The following is a 22,676-nucleotide window of genomic DNA, read 5'->3' as shown; positions in this document are numbered from 1 at the left end:
TGCGAAATCTGGCCCGATGCAACTAGGACTACTGTTGAATAGCGAGAATTAGAATCGAAGCAATACCCAACAGCGTTGCGATACCGCCGTTCTTGATCGCCGCCTTCATCGGATTGGTAGGCAGCAACACGATGTCTTCGGCCTGGAGCACAGGATCGGGAACCTTCCCGTTGATCACCTTCGAGATGTCGACTTTGACCATCTGTCGGGTAGTACCGGTGGTCCGAATAATCCGAAGGTCATTGAATCTGCCTTCATAGCCTGGCCCCCCTGCCAACGCAGCTACCTTCATCAAGGTGATGGGAGAGTTCTGTTGGAGCGGGATTGCGCCCTGAGTCTTGAAGGCCCCCAGCAGATAGACCACTCCAACCCGTGGAATGATAATCGTGTCGCGCGGATAGATCGGTATATTGATGAGCGCACTCTTCGCGGGATCGGTGCCGAGGTCGATGACGATCGGCTCCGCTACTCCATAACGATTGATCGTGATGATATGGCTTGCCGTCGCGGGCAGGCCGCCGCCACCGACGACAACCGTCGTTGCCCCACCGCCATTGCCCGCGGCGCCTCCGCCGCCTGCACCGCTGCCCACCGCTGCCAGCACATCGAACAATCGTCGTTCGCCAATCACCGGCACAATCCCGTGCAACTCTCCGATGACAGTGACGATTTGATTTGGAGAGTCTGTGATCTGAATCGCCACCTGAGGATCGCGAAACATGCCGGCTTCTTTCAGCTTCTGCGCGATCAGGTCCTGGGTCTGATGTACGGTAAGGTTGTCCACCAACACACTCCCAATGAGGGGCAGTTGAACGGTGCCATCGAGACCAACGCGTACCAACGGAGTGTAGTCCGCGTTCCCGTAGATCCTGATCGAGAAGACGTCCCCAACTCCCAAATACACATCTCGGGGCCCCGGAAACAAGATTGCAGGATCGGTTGTGATTGTGATGGGGGGATTCACCTCTGAGGTGATTCCAAGCGCTGGACCGCTGAATTGCGCCTCCGCGACGCGGCCGCCGAGAGCCATCAAAAGAAAAATAGCGGAAGCAAGCCAGGCTCTGCGCCAGTCGACCTGATACACCTGCTTCTCGGCCTCAGTCCGGAGATCTTCCTGTTTCTGTCTCATCGCTTCGTCTCCCCGGCGTTGGTGTGATCCCTTGTCGAAGCCGTCTGCGACTCCCAGCTGTCGGAGTCCACACTTGAGTAGGAGTAACCCGAATAGCCGTAGTACCCGTAGTACTCCGGTGAATTCATGTCGACCGCATTCAGCACAATTCCAGTAATGGTCGCCCCCGAACGCAGCAGCAGATCTCTGGCCCGACGCACCACATGCTTGCTCGATTTACCATGACGCACTACCAGCACGACAGCGTCCGCCTGGCGCGCCAGAATCACGCCGTCGGTCACCGAAAGGATCGGCGGCGAATCGATCACGATGTAGTCGTAGAGTTCTCCACAGCGCTTGAGGATGGTCTCCATCGCCGCCGAACTCAACATCTCGGTCGGGAATGGCGGAACCGGTCCACTGGGCAGGATGTCGAGATTTGGAATCTCAGGCACTCGCTGTACCGTCTCCTCGAGCTTGGTTGCTCCGGTCAGTACCGTAGTCAGACCGATCTTTCCGTTCAACCCGAACCGGTGATGAACATTAGGTCGTCGAAGATCTCCATCGATCAGTAGAACCCGGGTGTCTCGTTGTGCCAGGATCGCAGCGAGATTGCTCGCGGCCGTCGTCTTTCCTTCTGAGGGCGTTGCGCTTGTCAGCACAATGTACTTAGGTGGATGCCCGGTGCTAGAGAGCAGCAGCGACGTTCGCAGGGAGCGGAACGCTTCTGCAAACTGCGACTTCGGCTGTGTCAGAATTCCTACGTTGCGTTGCGCGGTGCTGAGCGTTGCGGCCTGATCGACCGATGATCTGCGCGCTCGCGGAATGATAGCCAGCGATGGCAGCTCCGTAATGCTTTCGATCTCCGCGATGCTCCGCAACCCGGTATCCAGGCTCTCCATCAGGAAGGCGACCACGATGCCCGCCAGCATGGCAAAGACCAAAGCCGTTATGATCACCGTCGATTGAGGCCGCAGCACAGGCTCCGCAGGGGGCAGCGCCTGATCCACAACGTCGACCTCGAGAGACTCCAGCCCCGACTGCACGCTCGCAGTTCGCAGACGCTGTTGCAGGCTGTCGTAGAGCGTTCGATTGGCTTCGTACTCCCGTTGGCGCAGGGTGTACTCCACCAGCTGGTCCCGCAACTTGTAAGCATCGGTCTTCTGAGCCTCGAGCGCTGCGGTCGTCTGGTCTTCATTCGCCTTCGCGACCACGTAATTCTGTTTTGCCTGCACAATCAGGCGGTTCTGTTCCTCATCAATCTCTTTGACGTACTCGTCGATCTGAGCCTTCAGAGCCTTCGATTGAGGGTGATTCGGTCCGAGCGAAGACTCCATTGTGGCATAGTTCGCTTTTGCTCCGGCCAACTGTCCTCGCAGCAGGTTGAGCTCTGCTGGCGCCGTTCCTGGAGTCAACTCGATGGTGCCTTCAAGCGTGTTCGGATCCATTCCGCTGACAACGCGGTAGCGCGCTTCAGCGATGATGCGAGCCAGCTTCGCAGTACCTGCCGCTCGGGCAAGGTCATCGAGGGACGTGCTGATCTGATTGTGGGTCGGGTCAAATCCAAGGATCCCCAGACGACGCTGCATATCCATCATCTGTTCCTGCGACGCCTCTACCTCCTGCTTGAGGCCCTCGAGAGTTCCAGAGAGCCAGACAGAGGCGCGCTGCGAGGATTCGTAACGGGTCTGATAGCTTCGCTGAACGTAATCTGAGATGACCTTGTTGACAATATCGGCTGACAGCTTCGCGCTAAAACTGCTGTAGCTGATGCGGATAATATCTGTCTTCGGTACGACGGTGACGTGCAGATTGCTCTGAATACGATGGACCGTGTCCTGCCTGGTTTCTCCGTCCTCCAGACTCGCCCGCGGCTCGGGGCGTGTCTTTTGTTCCAGAAAGTCTGCGTTGTTGGCCAGATCCATCTCGCGACACACGGTCAACATCAGCGAATCACTCTTTATAATCTCGATCTCGCTCAGCAGCTTCGAGCTGGAATCACCGCTGTACTCTTGCACCGTGCTGACTCGGTATTCGTTCGACGAACCCGACCGCACCTGAATTCGTCCGTACGATTCATAGAGTTTGGGCTGCGACTCCGCCTTAAAGATTCCGTATGCCAGGCCCAACAAAACCGCAATGATCAGGACCAGCTTGCGTTTCCGCAGCACAATCAGAGCTTCTGAGAGCGTAGTATCTGTAACCGTTGTACTGAACCCTGCCTGGTTCGTCTCCGGAACACTCACATGCGGCGGCTGCGTATTTTTAGAACCCATTCCCTCTAGTCTACCCGAGCGGCCCTGACGGAAGGAGTATTAGATGAGCTGCAGCCTTCTTATGGTCCAAAAGTGTTACCTGGTCCCGCAGATGACCTGTATTGGTCCAAATTCGGATATCCTCGACCATGAGCCGTAACGCCATCAAACCGATGGCCGATCCAGCAGAATTGTTGTCGCTAAGGCATCTTCTCTCTGCCCTCTCACCTGCAAATCTCAGGCCAGCATATGTTCAATAAGATGAAAGGTATTCATTGATGTCTCGAAGCACTCTCGTCACAGGAGCCGCCGGCTTTCTCGGGTCTCATCTCTGTGACGCTCTTCTGTCAGAAGGAGACAACGTCGTCGGCGTCGACAACCTGAGCACGGGCAACCTGGCCAACCTCAGCCATCTCTCTCGCGATAGCCGCTTCAGCCTCGTCGAACTCGATATCTGCAAGCCCTTCGACACTGGCAAAGTCGACTACATCTTCAACTTCGCCTCTCCCGCCAGCCCAATCGACTACTCCCGCCTCGGCGTAGAAACCCTGCTGGTCGGCTCTGCGGGCACCATCAATACCCTCGACCTCGCCCGCAAATACGGCGCCGGGTATCTCCACGCCTCCACCTCCGAATGCTACGGCGACCCCGAGGTCCACCCCCAGGTCGAGACCTACTGGGGCAAGGTTAATCCCATCGGTCCACGTTCCGTCTATGACGAGGCCAAACGCTTCTCTGAGGCTGCCGTCATGGCCTACCACCGCTACTACGGCGTCGATACGCACCTGGTCCGCATCTTCAATACTTACGGCCCCCGTCTTCAGGCCAACGACGGCCGCGTGATCTCGAACCTCATAGTCCAGGCCCTGCGCGGCGAACCTCTCACCATCTACGGCGACGGCTCCCAGACGCGCAGCTTCTGCTACGTCGCCGATCTCATCGAAGGGATACTTCTCCTCTCGCGCTCCGACGAGCATCTCCCCGTCAACATCGGCAATCCGGTCGAGTGGACCATCCTCGAATGCGCTCGCGAGATCCTCGCCGTCACCGGTTCGAAGTCCGAGATCCTCTTTCAGGACCTGCCACAGGACGATCCCACGCGCCGACGCCCTGACATCACCCGCGCCAGAAATCTCCTCAACTGGGAGCCCAAGATCAGTCTCCGCCAAGGCCTTGAACGCTCTCTCGAATACTTCAGAGCTTGCGTCTCTTCACGATAGCCAAGTAGTGATTAGCGATAGCCGGCTAGTGTCAGCAATAGCGGACTGCTCCAAGCGAAGTCGAATGACGAAGCCCGAACTAGGCTGGCGAAGCCCCGTATTTAGGCCTTTGCTGTCATCCTGACCCTGAGCTTGTCGAAGGGAAGGATCCCGACGAACTCCATCCCGCCCAAACCGCTCATCCCTTCTCACCCACGCTCTTCACGCAGTCGTCTTTAGATTCAGAACACTAGGGAAGTGAAGGATACGTGCGTAACCTCGGATACCAGGTCAGCTGCACTGCAGTTGAAGTATTTTGCTGAAGCCCAGTCTTATAGATCGGCGCCTTCCAGCCCTCATACTGTACCCATGCGTTCAGCTCGACGTCCTTTCCCAGTCGCTTCACAACGCTCGCCTTGAACTGGTTTTGCGTGGTCCCGCCGGGAATGAAGTTCGAAGGCGTCTTCTTATTCAGATACTCCAGTTGGACCCACTCGTTGCCCGAGATGTGATAGGTCAGCCACGCCTGGCCACCCTTTGCCTCGCGCCCGATCCAGTCCCCCATGATGAAGCCCTTATTCGTGTACCCCTGCTTTTGGATGGTCTCCCAGTACGCAAACTGTCCATCGTGAGCAGGCCCGACATCAGGGTCGGTGGATACGGCCTCTACTCTGAAGTCCAACTTTCTGACTCCCGGAATCTGCGAGAGATACAGCCCTGTTCTGAAAGACGCCCGGCGAGGAGCGCTGATAGGAGTCACATCGTCATGCGAGATTGTATCCACGACGAACGTCACATACTTGCGCAGGAAGGGAAGCCGGTAGGAGGCATTGAAGTCGCTGAACCTGGCCCCAGGATCGTCTCGACCTTGTTTTTCATTCCCGACGGTATCGTGGGTGGAGAAGAAACCGCGGAGAAAGGTATGCAGCGTGACCGGCGCGTGGCCCTTTCCTCCGAAGATGATCGTTCGCTCAAACCCAAACTCGAAGTTCTCGGTCGGCCGGAAGGAGAACATCTCCGCATGCACCCACGGGTCTCGCGGAACATTATGTCCTTTCAGGTCCCCATAGAAAAAGTCGTAGCGAAGCGGGCCCATGATCTTTGACACAAAGGGAATGTACAGCGGCTCAACCCTGTTGATGCGGAACGAGTAGATGTTCTCCGCGTTGTTGGACCATGCCATCGAGCTGCCCGCCGCCGGCCCGAGCCACGCGTCGCTCTTGCCCCCGGAGATCTCATGGCCGAACAGATGCACCGACGTATACGCCTCGATCAACCGAAACGGATTCTGATCCGGGATCGGACCCAGCGGGATCGTGTCCTGAGGTCCCGGATACGGATAGATGAGGTCAATGGCAGACAGTTGCTGGGCGAGAGCCAGCGAGTAGCCCTCGGCCGACGGGGCGTGCTGATACTCGCCGCGGATATACATCGAAAACGGCCCCCACTCTCCGAGTCCAGAAGCTCCGACGATGCTGTTGAAACCGCTCTGGTAGGGTCGTCCGAAGTCGTTGTTGATCGTCTGGCCAAGGTGATAGCTGTCGCGCAGAATCGGTCCGCTGATCCCCAGCAGACGCGTGTACGACGAGTCCAGCCCATAGACCACGCCACGTTCGATCAGGCCGCCATCAGGATCCTCTGCGCTTAACTCATACAACAGCTTCGAGAGAATCGACTGAGCCTCTACGTTGTCGCTGTTGGCAATGTCGCCCCGCGAATCCTGAAGCATGTGAAAAACGCTTCGTCGCGTATAAGGCCTCATGCCGAGAAACATTGTGTTGACGAAACCCATGGAGTAGAGCCGCGTCAACGCCGGATACACCCAGCTATCAATCGGAATGTAAGTCGATCCCAGGCGGTCCGGCGGCGGCTTCACCTCGTCGGGAGCGTAGCCGGCATAACCGATAAACGGTTTCTTCGGACTCGTCTGCTCCGGCGGAACCACCGGCTGGGCCGTAGGCGTAGGAGGGCCTATCGAGGGGGTTTGCGGAGGAGGAGTAGTAGAGGGCGTCTGCGCAGGGGGAGCCGGCGTTGGCGTTGGCGACTGTTGCTGCACCGAATAAGGTGAATTGCCGGATGTCGTCCCGTTTGGAACTGGCGTCGGAGAAGAGTCAGAGGCAGGTGGTGGAGCGGCAGTGGTCGTTGGCGTCTGCGCGATCGCTGTCGATGCGGCACATAGACTCAGCGCCGCAAAACAAAGAAAAGCTTTGGTCCGCACTCACACCTCAATCCGGGGCTTTGAAACGCCACTACCAGTGTAACCGCCCCCAGCGTCCGGCCCGGAGTTACCAACTGATGACTGGAAGCTTACTGTGGGGCTCATTGTCAACTCATTGTTCAGTGGATGAAATACGCTTGCGAAGACGCTCCCCAGCCCTTTCCAGCCAGGCCTTGGTGCAAACCTTTCGCCCCAGCAGAAAACTTTTCATCTGCACCAGAGGATCCTGCCTGGAGTCTCCACCCACGCCATCCACCCGATATCCTTTGCATTCAATTAGAACCGGGCCTCCGCCGCCCCGGATCCTCCCCAGGGACTCCTGCGTCACCCGGTACAAAGCCACCGCATCGTTCGCGTCCACCGGGATTCCCGGCATCCCCCACCCGCGGACCTTCGCGCTCAATTGATTCACCCCGTCTTTCTTGTCTCCTCTACTGGGCAAGACGACAAGGATCATCGGCAGATCCAGCTTTGCAACGGACTCGATGATCTCTTGCCACTCCTTCTTGTCTAGCTCCGAACGGCCAACATAAGCGACTACCACGCTCCCCCGTTTCAGCGTCTTGAACGAGAGCGCCGCCCCCATCGCCATTCGTAGCCGGCTGCTCGCATCTTCCACCCACGGCAACACTCGCGCCAGCGCACCTTCCCTGGCCAGCCTCGCTCCGTCGATCTTTCCTGCGTGAAACTCCACCACCCGCCCTAACAGCGAGTCGATCTGCGCCTTCGACTGCGCCCCCGCGATCAGATCCATCACCACGCCAGCCTGCGAGTCGCTCACCAGATCGCCCGGTAGGAGCTCGAGAGCGGTGCTCACCCGGCAAGCCTCCTGCCCCTTAGTAGACTCCAGCCGTCGCCGCGCCTTCACACCCTTCTGCATTCCAGCAATATGCTCGTCCAGAACTCTCGCGTCGGCCATCACGCTATACATCTGCAGCAACTTCTTATTCGGCACCAATGGATTCTCGTACAGCCCCGCGTCGCTCAACAAACCCTCCGTAACACTTCAAGTTACAAAACGAGAGGGGTTCCACAAGGAACCCTCATCGCAATCAAAGCGCTTCAAAAGCTGCTAGGCACGCGCCGGATCAACCGCTTCGACATCCAGCCCCAGCTCAGCCAACGCCTTCTGCGCCGCCTTCGGTTTGAACTTGCCATCGCGAGCGAGCTTCGACAGCGTAGCTCCAACGATCGCCTCAGCACTCACTTCAAAGTGTCGCCGCAGATGCTCGCGGTTATCGCTTCGCCCGAACCCATCAGTCCCCAGCGTCACCAGCCGAGAAGGCAGCCACGGCGACAACAGATCCGGCACCGACTTCATGTAGTCGCTCGTAGCAATAATCGGCCCAGCCGAGCTCCCCAGTGCCTGCAGCACATACGGCACCTTCTCCTTCTCCGCCGGATGCAGCCGATTCCATCGCTCCACCGCCAGCGCATCCCGCCGCAACTCCGTATAGCTGGTCACGCTCCACACATCGGCATGCACGTTGTACTTCGAAGCAAGAATCTCCTGCGCTCGCAGCACCTCATTCAGAATCGGCCCGCTGCCAAACAACTGCACCGTCGCCTCACCGGCAGCCGGCTTCAGCTTGTAGATCCCGCGCAGAATACCCGCAGCCGAACCCTCCGGCATCGCGGGCATCGCGTAATCCTCGTTGTACATCGTGATGTAGTAGAAGCAGTCCTCCCCCTTCTCGTACATCCGCCTGATGCCATCCTGAATCACCACTGCCAGCTCATACACAAACGCCGGATCATACGTCACGCAGGTCGGCACCGTGCTGGCGAGCACAATGCTGTGCCCATCCTGGTGCTGCAACCCCTCGCCAAGCATCGTCGTCCGCCCAGCCGTTCCGCCCATCAAAAAGCCCTTGCCGCGCGAGTCCGCAAACGCCCACACCATATCCCCGATGCGCTGAAATCCAAACATCGAGTAGTACATATAGAAGGGAATCGCCGGCACCTTGTAGTTCACATATGCCGTGCCCGCCGCGGTAAACGAGGCCATCGAACCCGCCTCCGTAATCCCCTCCTCCAGAATCTGCCCATCCTTATCCTCTCGGTAGTAGAGCAGCATATCCGCATCATGCGGGCTGTACTTCTGCCCCTCCGGCGCATAGATTCCCACCTGCCGAATCGCCGACTCCAGCCCAAACGTTCTGCCCTCATCCGGCACAATCGGCACAATCAACTTGCCAATCGCCGGGTCCTTCATCAGGTGTCGCAGTATGCTCACGAAGCCCATCGTCGTCGACACGGCACGCTTGTTCGAGCCCGCCGTCCACTCGCCAAAGTACTCCAGCCCCGGAGCCTTGAAGTTGATCTTCGGCACCTCACGCGTCGGCAGATATCCACCGAGTTCCTTGCGGCGCTCCTGCATGTAAACAATCTCGGGAGAGTCCTGCGCCGGCCGATACGGCGTACCCGACTTCGCCGCCTCCTCCGGAATCGGAATCTCAAACCGCTTCACAAACGCCGCCAGCCCATCATCGGCCAGCTTCTTCTCCGAGTGTGTCGCGTTTCTGCTTTGCGCCGAGCCCAATCCATGCCCCTTCACGGTCTTCGCCAGAATCACGGTCGGGCCGCCCTTGTGCTCCACCGCGCGCTTATAAGCGTTGTAGATCTTCGTCCGGTCATGGCCACCGCGATGCAATAAACCAAGCTGCTCATCGGACATATCCTTCACCAACTCAAGCAGCTCCGGATACTTCCCGAAGAAGTGCTCGCGCAGGTAAGCCCCGCCCTTCGCCTTGAAGGTCTGGTACTCGCCATCGACGCACTCCTCCATCCGCCGCAGTAGCAATCCGGTGTGGTCGCGCTCAAACAACGCATCCCAATCCGAGCCCCATATCACCTTGATGACATTCCATCCCGCTCCACGGAACACGCCCTCCAGCTCGTCGATGATCCGCTTGTTGCCACGCACCGGCCCATCCAGCCGCTGCAGGTTGCAGTTCACCACAAAGATCAAATTATCCAGCTTCTCGCGAGCAGCCACCGAGATAGCACCCAGGCTGTCAACCTCGTCCGTCTCGCCGTCACCCACAAACGCCCACACCTTGCGGTCGGTAGGCTCAATCAGCTTGCGGTTCTCCAGATACCGCATAAACCGCGCCTGATAGATCGCATTCAAAGGTCCGATCCCCATCGATACCGTAGGGAAGTTCCAGAAGTTCGGCATCAGCCACGGGTGCGGATACGAGCTCAACCCCGGCGTCTCTCTCAGCTCATGCCTAAAGTTCTTCAACCTCTCGTCATCCAAACGCCCTTCAAGATAAGCCCGCGCATACACTCCCGGCGAAGCATGGCCCTGAAAGTAAACAAAGTCTCCCGGCTGCTCCTGCCCACCGACGGAGTACTTCGCATGAAAGAAGTGATTGAACCCAACCTCCAGCAACGTAGCTAGCGACGAGTACGTCGAGATATGTCCACCAATCCCGGCGTCCTTTTTGTTCTGACCATGCACCATCGCCATCGCGTTCCAGCGAATCAGGCTCTCTACTCGGCGCTCCAATGCTCTGTCGCCCGGGTATGGCAGCTCGTCATGCTTTGGAATCGTATTGCGATAGGGGGTCGTCAGCTCGCTCGGCGTCGGCACTCCGGCCTCATGCGCGCGCTTCCGCAGAGCCTCCAGCAACTCCGACCCCTGCTCCCAGTCTGCGGCAACGACGTCATCAAACGCCTCAATCCACTCGGAGACCTCTGCGGTAAAGTCCTGCTTGGCGGCTTCTTCCAGTTTCGTTGTCATAGGTCTTCGTTGCTCCCACGCTTATAACGATATAAGGCTTACGCTAAAACGTAAAACCTTGGTCCTGCCGGAGGCGTTCACACGCCTTTTTACTGCTTCGCGCGGTCCTCCCGTCGGAATCAAGATCCTGTTCGCGACCAACGGGAGCGCCACGCAAAGCGGTATACATGTCACGAAGTGACCGCCCCACGCGCAGTGGGCCCGTCCGGCAGGACAGCATCTCTAAGTCGAATAATCCGCATTAATCCGCACATATTCTTCCGTCAGGTCGCAAGTCAGAAACCGGCACTCCGCCTCGCCCAACCCCAGATCCATCATGATCGTGTAATCCCTCGCCTGCATCTCCGCGTGCGCCGCCGACTCCTGGAACGCAGCCGACCGCACCCCAAGTTCAAACACCGGCTGGCTCCCAATCGTGATATTCACCAGCGTTGGATCGAACGCCACCCCGCTGTATCCCGCCGCCGCCAGCAGCCGCCCCCAGTTCGGATCCGCACTCGACCACGCCGTCTTACATAGTGGTGAATGTGCAATCGCCTTTGCAATCTGCTTGGCCTCTGCCTCTGTCCGCGCGCCGGTTATATGCAGCGTCACCACATGCCCCACGCCTTCGCCATCATCCACAATCTGGTACGCCAGCGACCCGCACACCAGCTTCAGCGCATTGGCAAACGGCTCCTGCGTGCGGGCATCGAGCTTCACGCCACTCGCTCCGCTGGCCAGCAGCAGCACTGTATCGTTGGTCGAAGTGTCGCCATCAATCGAGATCGAATTGAAGCTCCGCTCCACCGCCGGCTCCAGTAACCCGCGCAGCTGTTCACTCTCCGCAGCAATATCGGTAAACAGATAAACCAGCATCGTCGCATGCGCCGGCCCTACCGGCGCTCCAAGCTGAGGATGAATCATCCCCGCACCCTTTGCCACGCCGAAGATCCGGACTTCAACTCCATCGACATCGACCGAAGCCCGCGCCACCTTCATCTTCGTGTCGGTCGTCATAATCGCCCGGGCAAACGAGTCCGCGTGCTCCGGCGTTGCACCCATCACCTGCTCCAGCTCAGGCAACGCAGCTACCACCTTCTCTGCAGGAAACGGCACGCCGATAATCCCGGTCGAAGAAGGGAAGACCTCGTCGAAGATGCAACGAAACGTCTCCGCCGCTGCCACACACGTCTGCACACAGGCGTCGACCCCAGGCTGCCCCGTCGCGCAGTTCGCATTTCCCGCATTCACCAGCACCACGCCCACGCGCCCGCCGGTCGAAGCCATATGCCGCCGCCCCACTGTAACCGGCGCCGCCACCACCTGGTTCTTCGTAAACATCGCAGCGCCGTTCGCACCCTTGGCCGCGACCGCAATCGCAACATCTGCATTACCACTCGCCTTGATTCCGGCCTTCACCGCACCCCACACAAACCCCAGCGGCAGTCCCTGCGACTTCACGCCCTCGTCACTCTGCATACTCTCCACTCTACAATCTTCATGCACCTGAACCTGTCACAACAACCATAGTTGCTCCGAACAAACACGCAGCCCAGTCGACGAGCCTGCTTTTTTGCCCATCTTTTTTGTATGCCTTTGCCGCTGCCCTTTCGTCTGCTCTTGCCGTTGCCTGTTCTTTTGTCTGCCTTTGTCGTTGCCTCTTCTTTTGTTGTCATTCCGCAGCGAAGCGGAGGAATCTGCTGTTATCGTTGCGCTGCAATTCCTCCTCATTGTCCGCTGACATCCGAACAACGCCCGAAAAATTCGTGTCAAGCCCCCAAACCGCTAAACCCCGCACCAATTCAGCACATAAACCGGGGCTTTTCTTTGGAAAAGAGCACCAAACCTCTAACCTGTTTGTTTAGAAGAATTTGCCTATAACCCTTTGGTAATGGATAGCTTGCGGAGACCTATTCGTAAATTAAACAAACAAAACGAGTTACAAAACAGATATCCAGAGGGCCTATTAGAAGGAGATCGGCAGCGTACGTCCCTCCAGAGAACTCTGCCTGGCCATCTCGAGCAGCTTGATGGTCCGATAGCCGTCCTCGGGCTTTACCGCCAGCTCAGCCGTTCCGTTGATCGCATCGCGAACGTTCGCATAGTAGTTGCGGTAGTCTCCCAGCTCCGTTTTCATTTTGGTGCGGGTCAGGGTGCCAGGGTCGTTGGGGTTAGGCGCAACCGTCAGAGTGCCCCAGTGCTCCTCGGCGTCGGCCAGCCACTCCCCTTCGCCCATGCGAGGCAGCTTCGCTCCACCAAGCAGCGCAGGCTCCTGCGGATCGAGGCCAAACTTCTTGAAGCTTCCCTTGGTCCCATGCAGCAGAAACCTCGGTGCAGCATCGCAGGCCAGCATGCTCGATCGGCAGTGAGCCCGCATCTTGGGGTACTCGAGCGTGATATCGAACGCATCTTCGATATCGGTCGAGTCCCGATCCATTCTGACGCTCGCAGTGATCCCGTCCGGAACGCCAAAGAGAGCGAGCACCTGGTCCACAAGATGAGGCGCCAGGTCGAACAGCAGTCCATTGCAGCCGCTGGCGCCCTCCTTCCACGTATTCTCGCGAGGCACCGGCCGGAACCGGTCGAAGTGAGATTCGTAGGTCACCAGCCGCCCAACCGCCTCGTCTTTCAAAATCTTCTTCACCGTCAAGAAGTCGCCATCCCAGCGCCGATTGTGAAACGGAGCGAGCACCAAGCCCTGCTTCAATCCAAGCTCCTCTAGCTCTAAAGTCTGCTTGCTGGTCGCAGCAAAAGGCTTATCGACGACCACATGCTTTCCCGCCAGCAAAGCCTGCTTCGCAAGGTCGAAGTGAGTCTCATTCGGCGTTCCCACTACGACAAGCCGCACCGCAGGATCGTTCAACGCCTCCTCAACCGACCTGAGAATCCGCGCCGAAGGATAAGCCTTTCCAGCCTCATCGCCCTTGCGCTGGACGATCGCCTCCAGCTTCAGCCCAGGGACAGCGCTCACAAATGGAGCGTGAAACACCTGCCCCGCCAATCCAAACCCAACCACCGCAACGCCGATCTCAGCAGCCATTCCTAACTCCTCGCAATCTCACCCGAACGCCAGCTTGATCCGGCGATACGGTTTATAAGCCTCATCCATCACAGCTCGGTCTTTGTCACTAACTTAGACAAAAAAGCAACAAAAACTTCTTCGCGCAAGCTGAAATCCCGAAACAAAGGTGATCAGAGTGTACCGAAAGCATCTTTTGAAGATTTTTCACAACCGACTGCATCAGTAACACATACATGTAAGTTTGTGACAAAGCCAATAAGCTCCTACCGTTATGACGGTGTTGCAATAAACTAGTCCGTGAATCTAATCAAGATGCAGGTTACGATTAACCGTATGAGCAAAAGCAAAACAGCGGGCGCTGCTCAGGCGTCAGTTCGTTATCTCGGGTTGTGCCTATTTCTAGCCTGCAGTCTGTCGCAGGCGCAAGGGCCAGGCGGCCAGACGAGGCAGACCCCAGCCAGCGGGCCCAGCACAGCCACAAACAGCTCCACCGTGGCGAACGCCCAGCAAAATCTTTACACCGCATCCGGCCAGAACGGCGCCCAGCCGACGCAGGACTCCTTCAAAGGCAGCGTGGTGACCGGTAAAGCTACCGAAGGGGTTTTGGACCTCTCGCTTGACGATGCCATCCAGCGCGGTCTGCGGCAGAACCTCGGGCTCATCCTGCAGACCTCCTCGGTAAAGAACGCTGCAGGTCAGCGTCTCGAGGAGCTGCAGCCACTCCTTCCCACCGTTACGGCATCGGCAAGCATCGAGGTGGAGCAGGTTAACCTCGCGGCCTTCGGCATTAAGTTCCCTGGTCTCCAGCCCATCATCGGGCCATTCCAGGTGGTCGACTTCCGCGCCTACCTGACCCAGAATCTAGTCAACGTCTCAGCTCTCAAGAACTACCTTGCAGCGAAGCATAACTTCCAGGGCGCACGTCTTACCGCAGAGGACGCCCGCGACCTGGTAGCTCTCACTGTGGGCAACGCCTATCTGCTGTGTATCGCGGACGCCGCGCGCATCGAGGCGGTCACGGCCGAGTTAGCCACGTCAAAGGTTTCGCTCGACCAGGCCGTCGCGGCACACGATGCCGGAACCAGCCCCAAACTCGACGTGCTGCGCGCCCAGGTGGACTACCAAAACGAAGAGCAGACGCTGATCTCGGCGAAGAATAACCTTGAAAAGGACAAGCTTGCCCTGGCGCGAACTATCGGGCTGCCCCTTGAACAGGTCTTCCGGCTGACCGACCTCGTTCCCTTTCAGGTGCTCGACAACGTCGATCCGCAGGCCGCGTTTCAGCAGGCGCTCAAGACGCGGAAAGACCTGAAGGCTTATGCCGAACAAGTGAAGTCTGCCAGCGACGAAAAGACCTCGGCATGGGCCTATCAAATTCCCGTCGCAAGCTTCTCGGGGGACTACGGCGATATCGGGACCACGCCGGGCCACTCGCATGGAACCTTTAGCGCGACTGGCCAGGTAAGCGCACCAATCCTTCAGATCGCCAAAACCAGGGGACAGGAGCAGGTTGCCGACGCCCAGTATGAACAGGCTCGCGCGAAGCTTTCAGACCAGGTCCAGCAGGTCAACCAGGATGTGCACGACAGCCTGCTCGATATTCAGTCGGCGGCCAAGCTGGTCGAATCCACTCACTCAAATGTGGATCTCGCCAACGAGGCCCTCAGCGAGGCGCAGCAGCGCTTTCATGCCGGAGTTTCGGACAATCTCCCCGTCTCTCAGGCGCAATCGCAGACAGAGCAGGCGAACGATCAATACATTAGCGCGCTCTACCAGCACAATGTCGCCAAGCTTGCCCTGGCCCGTGCCCTTGGCGTCGCGCAGTCCAACTACAAAGATTATCTCGGAGGAAAGTAAACTTGCCAGACCAATCAGATCAGCAGCAGGACGGCCAGACCGCGCAGATCAGCGGCACCGTGCAAATCAAGCAAAACGCTGGTGAAAAACAGCCCCCAGCCGATTCGCACAAACAGGAAGAGGACGACGCTCCGGAGAAAAAATCCGGCCGCAAGTTTATTGTCATTGCGGTCATCATCCTGCTTGTCATCGGCGCGGGAATCTTCTACTGGCGTTCGACCTTCAGCGAGGACACCGACGACGCTCAGGTTGACGGCGATCTTTATCAGGTGAGCTCGCGAGTAACTGGTCAGGTCATCAAAGTTTACGTTGAAGACAATCAACAGATTAAAGTTGGTGATCCTATCGCCGAGATCGACCCCCGGGATTATCAGGTGGCGCTCGAGCAGGCTCAGGCCAATCTCGCCAGCTCGCAGGCTGCCGCAATTCAGGCTACGGTGAACGTGCCAATCGTCGGCGTCAATGTAAACACCAGCGTCAGCACAACCGGCTCCGATGTTACCGGAAGTTCCGCCGCAGTGGAGCAGGCCCGCAAGCAAGCTCAGGCCGCAGAGGCTCGCGTCGTTGCAGCCAAGGCCACCGCGGTCAAATCGCATCTCGACGTTGAACGTTACACTCCGCTGGTCGAGAAGGACGTCATCTCCAAGCAGCAGTATGATGCCGCCGTCGCTACCGATGCCGCGAATCAGGCGTCTGTGCTGGAGGCCGAAGCCACGGTCATCGGCTACCAGGCTGCGGTCAGTCAGTCAATCCAGAAACTCGCCCAGTCACGATTTCAAGCGGCACAATCCGTGAAAACCGGCCCCGACCAGGTAAGAGTCCAACAGGCGAAGGCAAACTCAGCTCTCGCCGACGTCAAGCAGGCCCAAGCCAAGGTCGATCAGGCCGTACTTAATCTTGGCTATACCCACATCACCGCTCCCACCACCGGTATCGTCAACAAAAAGAACGTTCAGGTAGGTGCCAATCTCAGTATCGGGCAGGATGTCCTAACCATCATTCCGCTGACCAACCTCTGGGTGACGGCAAACTTCAAGGAGACACAGCTCGCCAAGATGAAGCCCGGGCAGTCAGTCACTCTCAAAGTGGATGCCCTTGGCGGCCGCAAGTTCCACGGCAAGGTGACTCAAATCGGCGGCGCTACCGGATCGAGGCTCTCCCTGTTTCCCCCTGAAAACGCTACTGGAAACTATGTCAAGGTTGTCCAGCGAATTCCCGTTCGTGTCGATTTCACGAATCTGCAACAGGAGAACGGCGACTATGCCCTGCGTCCAGGCATGTCGGTGACGCCGGAGGTAGAGGTCAAATAATCGAGGGAAACCGACTCGTTCTCTGCGGCATCTGACAACTGAAAGCCAATTTTTACGAGGTGGATGATGGCAGTTGCAATTAAGAAAGCAAGTTCGAGCGACGCGAACGTAGCGCCGCACTGGCACGCACACGCGAAGGAGATTCAGAAGTACGGCTCCGTGGTCCAGGATATGCCTCACCCGTTGAGCGCGAAGGTCCGGGCTGACATGGTCGCCCAGCTCAATCAGCTTCTCGCCGACTCGATCGTACTGCGCGACATGTACAAGAAGCACCACTGGCAGGTTACCGGGCCGACCTTCTACCAGCTTCATCTCCTCTTCGACAAGCACTTCGACGAGCAGGTCGAGATGGTCGACACCATCGCCGAGCGAGTCCAGCTTCTCGGCGGCGTCACCATCGCCATGGGGGGCGACGTTGCGGAGATCACCCGCATCCAGCGACCGCCGCGCGGCATAGAAGAGGTTCCGGTGCAGATCTCCCGCCTCCTTGAAGCCCATAAGGTCATCATTCAAAGCTGCCTGGATATCTCAGATCTAGCCGATAAGGCGGGCGACCAGGGCACCAACGATCTGGTCGTCAGCGATATCCTCCGTCCCAACGAACTGCAGTCCTGGTTCATCGGCCAGCATCTGGTCGAGATGCCTTTGATCCTTGAAAAATAATCCCTTGAAAAATAATCGAGGGGTAGTAGCCGGGCGGTAGTTCGAATCCTGGCTTTTACGCTTCAACGAAACAGCCCGGTCGCGCGAAGCGTCCGGGCTGTGTATGTTAATGTCAGTTGGGTTCGCATCCAACCGCCAGCTCCAATCATCTGTAAGAAGTACACCTTTATGCCGATCGCACTCGCATTCTTCGTCCATTACGCCTACCTGATCGTCTTCCTTTGGGTATTGGTGGAGCAGGTCGGAATTCCCATTCCAAGCATCCCTGTCCTGCTCACTGCGGGCACTCTCAGTGCGACTCACACCGTCAGCCACCTCTATGTCGTCATCGCGGTCCTGTTTGCCTGCCTCATCGCGGACACCATCTGGTTCGCGCTCGGTCGGCGCTTTGGCAACAGCGTTCTGAAACTGCTTTGCCGGCTGTCGTTTGAAGCCTCCACCTGCGTCAGTAAGACAGAGGGTTACTTCACCCGCCGCGGTCCGGTCACTCTGCTCTTCGCGAAGTTTGTCCCCGGGCTCAGCACCGTCGCCGCTCCCATCGCCGGCCAGACCGGCATGCCCTATCCCAAGTTCCTCATGTGGGATCTCGCTGGCTCTTTCATCTGGGGAGAGACCTTCATCCTCGCTGGCCGATTCTTCGGCGATGTCGCCAAGAAGAGCGCGCCCTTCCTTCACTGGCTCGGTCACTTTGCCTTCTTCATCTTCGCCCTGATGGTCCTCGGCTTCCTGGCTCACCGCATCTGGAAGCAGCGCAAGTTCCTCCAGCAGGTCCGCGAGCTGCGCCTCGAGCCAACCGAGCTGAAGGCAATGCTTGACGCAGCCGAAGCCAGCGGGAATACACCTCCCTTCATCGTCGACCTGCGCCATCCCCTCGACTATCTTCCCGATCCGCGCGTGCTTCCCGGCGCACTTCGTATCGGCCCGAATGAACTCAAAGCGCACAGCGAGATTATTCCCCGCGACCGCGATGTCATCCTCTACTGCACCTGCCCCAGCGAAGAGACCAGCGCCAAGCTTGCCTTGCAGTTGCACAAGATGGGTGTCTATCGAGTTCGCCCTCTCCGCGGCGGCTTCGATGGCTGGAAAGAAGCAGGCTTCCCGTTGGTCGATTACGTCACCGAGGCGCCAAGCGCCGATGTCGTCCAGGAGATTCTTCCGGCTGACTCCAAATCCGCCGTCCCCTCCATGTAAGTCGAGGGCAGTATCCGACAGTATCCCGACCAACGGGAGGGCCATGCCGCTCATCGTTGCAGGACAAGGTACACCCGTCACGAAGTGACCGCTGCCCGCGTAGGGCGCCTGTCCGGCAGGACCCGGTTGCTTCAGACCCCCATCCGAAAATTGACCGTAATCGTCGTCTGAACATCCACAGCCTCCCCGTTCAACCGGTAAGGCCGGTATCGCGCCGCTCGTATGGCATCCATCGCTGCGCTTTGCAGCATCACCGGCCCGCTGAGTACGTGCAGGCTCTCGATGGTTCCGCCTCGCGAGATCACCGCCTCCACGACCACCGTTCCCTCCACATGAGCAGCCCTGGCAATCGCCGGATACACCGGACGAATCGGCTCAATCAACAATCCCTGCGAGACCCCTGTCGAGACATCAATCGTCTTATGCAGAGCTCCCCCCGAACCAACTCCCGGCCCCACAGACACACCCGGATGCGGCCCACACTCTCTCACGCTAAGCCCAATCGGCAACCCATAGGGCATCCCCATGCTGCCGGGATCGAGGAGCGAAGGCTCTTCCACCGCCCTAACCCCTCTGCCCGGTAGCCGCGCCGGAAGGATCGCCGGCTGAGGCGGAGCCGCCGTTGCAAAACTCGTAGCGGCCTCCGTAACCCGCTGCACCCGCAACGGAGGCGCAGGCGGCTTCGGCAGCAACGGCAGCAGCATCTTCGGAGCTTCCACAGAAAACGGCAGCACCTCCGGATGCATCAAGGGCAAAGCGACCACTAAGCCGGCAACGGCAAACTGCAAGCTGATCGACGCTGCCGTCGTCCACCGCTTGCTCGCCGAGACTTCTCCTGCACGCGACTCCACAAGACTTTCCTCAAACATAGAAGCACCCTCCAACGTTCGGATCCAAGGTGCGCATCCAGCGAGGAATACGGCCGTACTCTGTTAGACACCTCCAACCTGTTTATGTTCCAGCAACGCCGTCCCACCATAGTTCAGCGTCCGTCCATGCCGGCAGAGTTCTTGAAAACGATGCAGGAAATCATCATCCTCTGAAATGCAATCCACGGGACTTGACACAACCAACCCCTCGCAGCAGCTAAACTGAAGGAGAGACAAGAGTTCAGTCCACTTGGAGAACACATCTAAGCCATTTGGATCGAAGACTTTGCATACTTTTCGGGGGAGTGGGGATACCTGCTTCACCGCACCGGCATGAGCCAGGAGAGGGAATTGGCCTACAACGATCTACGCGAATGGATTAAGCAGCTTGAGAAGGCCGGAGAACTGAAGCGCATCACAATCGAGGTCTCTCCCGATCTCGAGATGGCAGAGATCGCCGACCGCACCGCCAAACTAGGTCGAGGCACAGCCAAGGCGGGCGGCCCCGCGCTCCTCTTCGAAAACGTAGAAGGCTATCCCGGCGCACGTGTTCTGATGAATCAGTTCGGCAGCGAACGCCGCATGAGGCTTGCGCTCGAGACCGACTCGCTCGACGCTATCGCCGACCGCATCCGCACCCTCATCAAGCCGCAGATGCCGACCAACTTCATGGACAAGCTCAAGCTCCTGCCGACGCTGGCCGAAGTCGGCAGCTTCTTCCCCAAGGTAGTCTCCGCCAAAGACGCTCCGTGTAAACAAGTCATCCATCGCGGTGAAGAAGTCAATCTTCTTGAACTACCCATCCTCAAGACCTGGCCGCAAGATGGCGGCCCGTTCATCACCCTCCCTTGCGTCATCACGCGCGACCCCAAATCCGGCAAGCGCAACGTAGGCATGTACCGCATGCAGGTCTACGACGGCAAGACCACCGGCATGCACTGGCAGCGCCAGAAAGTCGCCGCCGAACACATGCGCGAGCGCCTTCGGGAGGCCTCTCCCGACTCCGCCGCCCGCGTCGACCTGATGGCTATCACCTCTGGCGGAACCGCTGCCGCATCCTCCCTCGACACCCTCACCACCACGACCGTCACCAGGATTCGCGAAGACCGAATGGAGGTCGCCGTAGCCATCGGCACCGACCCCGCCACGACCTTCAGCGCCATCGTGCCCGCTCCACCCGACGTCGAGGAGTACCTCATCGCCGGCTTCCTCCGCCAGAAGCCGCTCGAACTCGTCAAGGCCGAGACCGTGGACCTCGAAGTCCCGGCCAACGCCGAGTACATCCTCGAAGGCTATGTCGAGTTAGGCGAACTCCGCACCGAAGGCCCCTTCGGCGACCACACTGGCTTCTACACCATGCAGGACGAGTACCCCGTCTTCCACATCACCTGCATCACCCATCGCAAAGATCCCATCTACGCAGCCACGATCGTTGGCAAGCCGCCCATGGAGGACGCCTGGATGGGCAAAGCCGTCGAACGCATCTTTCTCCCGCTCATGCAACTGACATTGCCGGAGATCGTCGACGTCAATCTTCCCGCCGAGGGTGTCTTCCACAACCTCATGATTGTCTCGATCAAAAAATCCTATGCCGGCCATGCAAGGAAGATCATGAACGGCATCTGGGCCATGGGCCAGGCGATGTTCACCAAGTGCATCATCGTCGTCGATGAAGACTGCGACGTGCAGGACCTCGCTGAGGTCACCCTCCGCACAACCAACAACATCGATCCCGAGCGCGACATCCAGTTCACTCTCGGGCCCGTGGACTCGCTCGACCACGCCAGCCGCCTGCCTAACTTTGGCAGCAAGATGGGCATCGATGCTACGCGCAAGTGGGCCGCCGAAGGCTTTACTCGCCCATGGCCGCCGATGCTCACAATGGACGCGGAAGTAAAGACCAAAGTCGATGCTATCTGGAAGAAGCTCGGCATCGAGTGAGACCCGGTAAGTTTCCCCGCGAACCACTCAGCTTATGGTTTGTGTTGCAAGTGCAATCGACACTTGATCATTGGGCGTCTTGGTGGTGCCCCCGTCGCTCTGCGGATGATATTCCACGGTCATCGTCGTCGCATTGACGATCACACGAAGGTATCCGAAGTCGGTCGTATCGTAGCTCTCGAGAGTCAAAGTGTTGTCGATCTTGAAAGGTGTTCGGAAGGTGCCCCGCATCGCCGAAAGCGGATTGTGCCCTCCGCAACCTGCGACGATAAACGGTATCTGGAGTTTGTTGACTGTGCGCGTGTAACGCTGGTAGTTGTGCGCATGGCCGGAGAAGACCGCATGCGGCCACACTCCCGCCGCTGTGCAGGCTGCGTCAATATCCACCAGCATCAGGGGACTACCTCCGTGCTCCACGCCTCCAGTGAACGGAGGATGATGCACTGCGATGATCACTGCGCCGGCAAACTTTTCAGTCTTCACCCGCTTGAGCGCCGCCGTTAGAAATGCAATCTGTCGGTCGTCGAGCACAGTGTTGTTCCCGTTCTCGCCGGAGATAACGCCGGGATCTTCCAGCACATTGCTGTAAAGGCCGAGGATTCGAACGAATGGAGCCTCCAGCGTGAAGTACACCCCGGGCTGGATCATCGTGGTGCGCAACAGGTTTCCCGAGTCCGGCGATTGAGCTGCAGTAGGCGAGCAGAAGTTGCGCAGGAAGGCGTCCAGCGTAGGCGACGGATCCTTCGGGTACACCACCCCATCATGATTCCCCGCGATCGCAAAGATGGGTGCGGGATAGTCGCGGTAAGGCTCGAAGAACTGGTCGTAGTAGTAGGTAGCTTCGCCGAAGTAATAGACGACGTCGCCCAGGTGGAAGAAGAACGACGGAACGTCGGCCGCGTTTGCTTCGCTGAAGTCGGACACCATCTTGTCGGCAACCAGCGACTGGGTTGCCGGTCCTGTCACACTGCCGGTGTCCCCAACCGAGTGAAAGACAATCTGCTTCGCCTGCTGAATCGCCTTGATGACTCCAGCTCCTGCCTGCCCATAAACCTGCTCCAGAGTCACAACTGGCTCGACCGCACCTCCGGCCGGCTGGGGCACGGGCTCAACGCTGGCAATTCCTCGATATTTCTGGTCGGTGACCGGATCTTTGAAACCGATCGGGTCGGGAGAAGGCTTAGGCTGCGAAAAGATTGGCTGGTCGTTGGCCGCGGCGCCCGATTGCAGTGGCCTGGCGTTTGCATCGAAGCTCTTGGTGGCATAGTGCAAAGTCTGACGAGGTGTTTTTTTTCGCATCGCGACCTCCAGCG

Annotated in this window: 15 protein-coding genes; 6 read left to right on the top strand and 9 right to left on the bottom strand. The window is 58.4% G+C overall.

The window, feature by feature from the left end; translation table 11 throughout:
- Positions 1–28: 28 nt before the first annotated feature.
- Both HDF12_RS13445 and HDF12_RS13440 read right to left on the bottom strand, forming a co-directional pair.
- Positions 29–1,129 (bottom strand): polysaccharide biosynthesis/export family protein, encoded by a 1,101-nt coding sequence (locus HDF12_RS13445; RefSeq protein ID WP_179584151.1) that lies wholly within the window; start codon positions 1,127–1,129, stop codon positions 29–31.
- Positions 1,126–3,384 carry a GumC family protein gene (locus HDF12_RS13440; RefSeq protein ID WP_179584149.1) on the bottom strand — a complete coding sequence of 753 codons (2,259 nt, stop codon included), beginning with the start codon at positions 3,382–3,384 and terminating at the stop codon, positions 1,126–1,128. Before HDF12_RS13440 ends, HDF12_RS13445 begins: the two co-directional genes overlap by 4 nt.
- A gap of 257 nt (positions 3,385–3,641) precedes the next feature.
- Here HDF12_RS13440 and HDF12_RS13435 point away from each other — a divergent pair, with 257 nt between their 5' ends.
- Positions 3,642–4,583, top strand: a complete 942-nt coding sequence (locus tag HDF12_RS13435; protein ID WP_179584147.1) for a UDP-glucuronic acid decarboxylase family protein — start codon at positions 3,642–3,644, stop codon at positions 4,581–4,583.
- 229 nt (positions 4,584–4,812) lie between these two features.
- On the opposite strand, the gene HDF12_RS13430 is transcribed toward HDF12_RS13435, so the two are convergent.
- The 5 genes from HDF12_RS13430 to HDF12_RS13410 form a co-directional block, all read right to left on the bottom strand.
- A complete protein-coding gene (locus HDF12_RS13430; RefSeq protein ID WP_373563928.1) occupies positions 4,813–6,780 on the bottom strand; it encodes a capsule assembly Wzi family protein in 1,968 nt (655 codons plus the stop codon).
- 112 nt (positions 6,781–6,892) lie between these two features.
- Complete coding sequence (locus tag HDF12_RS13425) at positions 6,893–7,768, bottom strand: thiamine pyrophosphate-dependent enzyme (RefSeq protein ID WP_179584145.1); 876 nt, start codon at positions 7,766–7,768, stop codon at positions 6,893–6,895.
- Positions 7,769–7,852: 84 nt separating this feature from the next.
- A complete protein-coding gene (aceE, locus tag HDF12_RS13420) occupies positions 7,853–10,528 on the bottom strand; it encodes a pyruvate dehydrogenase (acetyl-transferring), homodimeric type (protein ID WP_179584143.1) in 2,676 nt (891 codons plus the stop codon).
- 222 nt (positions 10,529–10,750) lie between these two features.
- Entirely contained in the window at positions 10,751–11,989 is a 1,239-nt protein-coding gene (gene argJ / locus HDF12_RS13415; protein WP_179584141.1) for a bifunctional glutamate N-acetyltransferase/amino-acid acetyltransferase ArgJ, read from the bottom strand.
- Between the two features lie 487 nt (positions 11,990–12,476).
- Positions 12,477–13,550 carry a Gfo/Idh/MocA family oxidoreductase gene (locus HDF12_RS13410; protein WP_179584139.1) on the bottom strand — a complete coding sequence of 358 codons (1,074 nt, stop codon included), beginning with the start codon at positions 13,548–13,550 and terminating at the stop codon, positions 12,477–12,479.
- A gap of 315 nt (positions 13,551–13,865) precedes the next feature.
- Here HDF12_RS13410 and HDF12_RS13405 point away from each other — a divergent pair, with 315 nt between their 5' ends.
- The 4 genes from HDF12_RS13405 (at position 13,866) to HDF12_RS13390 (ending at position 18,553) form a co-directional block, all read left to right on the top strand.
- Positions 13,866–15,389 (top strand): TolC family protein, encoded by a 1,524-nt coding sequence (locus HDF12_RS13405; protein ID WP_179584137.1) that lies wholly within the window; start codon positions 13,866–13,868, stop codon positions 15,387–15,389.
- Positions 15,390–15,391: 2 nt separating this feature from the next.
- Positions 15,392–16,699 (top strand): HlyD family secretion protein, encoded by a 1,308-nt coding sequence (locus tag HDF12_RS13400; RefSeq protein WP_179584135.1) that lies wholly within the window; start codon positions 15,392–15,394, stop codon positions 16,697–16,699.
- A gap of 63 nt (positions 16,700–16,762) precedes the next feature.
- Positions 16,763–17,362, top strand: a complete 600-nt coding sequence (locus tag HDF12_RS13395; RefSeq protein WP_257025658.1) for a Dps family protein — start codon at positions 16,763–16,765, stop codon at positions 17,360–17,362.
- A 168-nt stretch (positions 17,363–17,530) separates the two neighbouring features.
- Positions 17,531–18,553 (top strand): VTT domain-containing protein, encoded by a 1,023-nt coding sequence (locus HDF12_RS13390; RefSeq protein WP_179584133.1) that lies wholly within the window; start codon positions 17,531–17,533, stop codon positions 18,551–18,553.
- A gap of 131 nt (positions 18,554–18,684) precedes the next feature.
- Here the strand turns inward: HDF12_RS13390 and HDF12_RS13385 are convergent, their stop codons facing one another.
- A complete protein-coding gene (locus HDF12_RS13385; protein WP_179584131.1) occupies positions 18,685–19,422 on the bottom strand; it encodes an energy transducer TonB in 738 nt (245 codons plus the stop codon).
- A gap of 351 nt (positions 19,423–19,773) precedes the next feature.
- On the opposite strand from HDF12_RS13385, the gene HDF12_RS13380 reads away from it, so the two are divergent.
- Positions 19,774–21,363, top strand: a complete 1,590-nt coding sequence (locus tag HDF12_RS13380) for a UbiD family decarboxylase (RefSeq protein WP_179584129.1) — start codon at positions 19,774–19,776, stop codon at positions 21,361–21,363.
- 27 nt (positions 21,364–21,390) lie between these two features.
- Here HDF12_RS13380 and HDF12_RS13375 read toward each other — a convergent pair whose 3' ends face one another.
- Positions 21,391–22,662, bottom strand: a complete 1,272-nt coding sequence (locus HDF12_RS13375; RefSeq protein ID WP_179584127.1) for a metallophosphoesterase family protein — start codon at positions 22,660–22,662, stop codon at positions 21,391–21,393.
- Positions 22,663–22,676 lie beyond the last annotated feature (14 nt).

This window comes from Tunturiibacter gelidiferens (assembly GCF_013410115.1).
Lineage (GTDB): Bacteria > Acidobacteriota > Terriglobia > Terriglobales > Acidobacteriaceae > Edaphobacter > Edaphobacter gelidiferens.
Note: the sequence above shows the minus strand (reverse complement) of the source record. Positions and strands in the feature narration are given on the sequence as shown.